This window comes from Actinomadura roseirufa, assembly GCF_900659635.1.
In the GTDB taxonomy this organism is placed as follows: Bacteria; Actinomycetota; Actinomycetes; order Streptosporangiales; family Streptosporangiaceae; genus Spirillospora; species Spirillospora roseirufa.
On sequence record NZ_CAACVB010000485.1, the window covers coordinates 1 to 3,013 of the forward strand.

At 74.5% G+C, this 3,013-nt stretch carries 3 protein-coding genes; all 3 read right to left on the bottom strand.

The features are described from left to right. Nucleotides 1-1,091 (bottom strand): cysteine--1-D-myo-inosityl 2-amino-2-deoxy-alpha-D-glucopyranoside ligase (gene mshC / locus E1291_RS40530; protein ID WP_131743320.1); only part of this gene is annotated, 1,091 nt, incomplete at its 3' end. 90 nt (nt 1,092-1,181) lie between these two features. Beyond that, on the bottom strand, nt 1,182-2,132 hold the full coding sequence (locus E1291_RS40535) for an ABC transporter permease (RefSeq protein ID WP_131743322.1): 951 nt from the start codon (nt 2,130-2,132) through the stop codon (nt 1,182-1,184). 7 nt (nt 2,133-2,139) lie between these two features. Next, nucleotides 2,140-3,013 (bottom strand): ABC transporter permease (locus E1291_RS40540; protein WP_131743324.1); only part of this gene is annotated, 874 nt, incomplete at its 5' end.

Consider the following 3,013-nt stretch of genomic DNA (forward strand, 5'->3'; position numbering starts at 1 on the left):
CGGACGGCGTCGGCCACCGGCTCCGCCGCCGGCCCTCGCCCGCGGGCCACCGCGGCGCGCCAGCGCGCCAGCCGGGCCTCGGCGGCGTCCAGCTCCGCGGGCGTCCACTCCCAGTCCGAGCGGTAGTGGTGGGCCAGCAGCGCCAGCCGGATCGCCATGGGGTCGGTCCCCGACCGGCGCAGCTTCGACACGAACACCAGGTTGCCCCGCGACTTGGACATCTTCTCGCCGTCGAGGCCGACCATCCCCGCGTGGACGTACGCCCGCGCGTGCGGGCGCTCCCCGGTGGCGACCTGGGCGTGCGAGGCGCCCATCTCGTGGTGCGGGAACGCCAGGTCCGAGCCGCCGCCCTCCACGTCGAACGCCATGCCGAGGTACTCCACCGAGATCGCCGAGCACTCCACGTGCCAGCCGGGACGGCCCACCCCGAACGGCGAGTCCCAGCCGGGCTCGCCGGGGCGCCGCGCCATCCACAGCAGGGCGTCCAGCGGGTCGCGCTTGCCGGGCCGGTCCGGGTCGCCGCCGCGCTCGGCGAACAGCGCCGCCATCCCCGCCCGGTCCAGCCCGCTGACCTGGCCGAACGCGGAGTCGGCGGCGATGGGGAAGTAGATGTCGCCCGACACCTCGTAGGTGGCGTCCTTCGCCCGCAGCTTCTCGATCATCTCGACGATCATCGGGATCGCCTCGACGGCGCCGACGTACTGCTCGGGCGGCAGCACCCGCAGCGCCGCCATGTCCTCGCGGAACAGCTCGATCTCCCGGTCGGCCAGCTCCCGCCAGTCGACGCCGGTCTGCCGGGCACGTTCCAGGAGCGGATCGTCGACGTCGGTCGCGTTCTGCACGTAGTGGACCCGGTGCCCGAGGTCGCGCCACACGCGGTTCACCAGATCGAAGGCCACATAGGTGTTGGCGTGGCCGAGGTGCGTCGCGTCGTAGGGCGTGATCCCGCACACGTACATCCGGGCCGTGGAACCGGGGTCGATGGGCCGCACCGCGCCCGTCCCCGTGTCGTGGAGGCGCAGGTGCCGCGCCGCGGCGGGCAGCCCCGCGTCGGGGAGGCTGGGGACTTCGGAACCGTGCCACGATCGCATACGCGAAGCTTATCCATGCCCTGTCGGTGGGATTACTCCGAGATCATATTAACTATCCCGGAGTGTCCGATCATTGTCCGGCATACCCCCTCACGGGGGGAGCAAGCGGACACGGGGATCCAGGACCGCGTACCCGACGTCCACCGCCAGGTTCGCGACGATCACCAGCAGCGTCACCAGCAGCGTCACCCCGATGATCACCGGGGTGTCGCCGGCCGCGATCGACTGCTGGACCAGCTGCCCGACGCCCTGCAGGCCGAACACCTTCTCGGTGACGATCGTGGAGCCCGCCAGCGCGCCGAGGTCGACGCCGAACTGGGTCACGACGGGCGTCAGCGCCGCGCGCAGCCCGTGCCGCACGAGGACCCGGTGCTCCGGCAGCCCCTTCGCGCGCGCCGTCCGCATGTAGTCCTCCCCCAGGACGTCCAGCAGGGCCCCCCTGGTGAGGCGGGTGTAGGCGGCGGCCATCAGGAACGCCAGCGCGATCCAGGGCAGCGTCATGCGGCGCAGGAAATGTTCCTGCAGCGGCGGGCCCGCCTCGAACAGGTGCCCGCCGCCCCCGCCCGGACCGGACGCGAACAGGTACAGCAGGCCCAGCGCCAGCACGAACGGCGGCGTCGACAGCCCCGCCAGCACGAACACCGTCGCGGCCCGGTCGCACGGCCCGCGCGCGCGGGCCGCGCTCAGCGCCCCGAGGGCGACGCCCGCGGCGAGCCACAGCACCGCCCCTCCCGCGATCAGCCACGCCGTGGTCGGCAGCCGGGCCGCGATCAGCGCGGTGACGGAGGTCCCGTTGACGTAGGAGTCGCCGAGGTCGCCGCGCAGCAGCCGCCCGCAGAACCACCAGTACTGGACGAGGACGGGCCGATCCAGGCCGAGGTTGCCGCGGATCTGGGCCAGGGTGTCGGCCGTGGCGCGCGGCCCGCCGAGGACCCGCTCCACCGGGACGGGCGACAGGTGCAGGAACGCGAACACCAGCGTCGACACCAGCCACAGCACGACCACCGCGTACAGCAGGCGGCGGGCGGCGAAGCGCAGCATCGGCCCCTCACCCCCGCCGGGGCCGGTCGCCGCGCGGGTCCAGGGCGTCCCGGACCGCGTCGCCGAGCAGGTTGAACGACAGCGTGGTCAGCAGCAGCAGGGCGCCGGGGACGGCCGCCAGCCACCACGCGGTGCGGAGCACCTCGCCGCCCTCGCCGAGCATCGACCCCCAGCTCGGCACCGGCGGCCGCACCCCGGCGCCCAGGAACGACAGCGTCGCCTCGAACGCGATCGACGCCGGCACCATCAGCGAGGTCAGCGCCGTGACCTGCGCGGCCAGGTTCGGCAGGACGTCCTCGACGATGATCCGGGCGTTCGAGGCGCCGAGCGCGCGGGAGGCCTCGACGAACTCCCGCCGCTTCAGCGACAGCACCTGGCCGCGGACGACCCGGCCGCACGCCGCGATCGAGAAGAACGCGATGACCAGCACCGTCATGACGACGCTCGGGCCGGCGGAGGTGATGCGGAAGGTGGTCGCGAGGGTGATCGCCACCAGCAGGTAGGGCAGCGCCAGCGTGAGGTCCATCAGCCGCGACAGGACGGCGTCCACGGCGCCGCCCGCGAAGCCCGCCAGCGTCCCGGCGGCCGTGCCCGCCGCCGCCGCCAGCAGCGCCGCGAGGATCCCCACCGCCAGCGAGACCCGGGCGCCGTAGGCGGCGCGGACGAGCACGTCGCGGCCGAGCTGGTCGGCGCCGAGCCAGAACTCCCGCCCCGGCCCCCTGGGGCGGCCGTAGGCGTCCAGGCCCGTGCCGGGGAACGTGGCCGCGTACGGGTGGCCGGTCAGCCGCGCCCACAGCGGCGCCAGCACCGCGAACAGCGCCACGGCGGCCAGCACCGCCAGGGACGCCGCGGCGGTCCGGTCCCGCCTGAGCCGCGCCCAG

What these genes read in the sequence shown, in the direction of transcription:
- E1291_RS40535 (WP_131743322.1), bottom strand. Translation starts at nt 2,132, where the DNA reads ATGCTGCGCTTCGCCGCCCGCCGCCTGCTGTACGCGGTGGTCGTGCTG.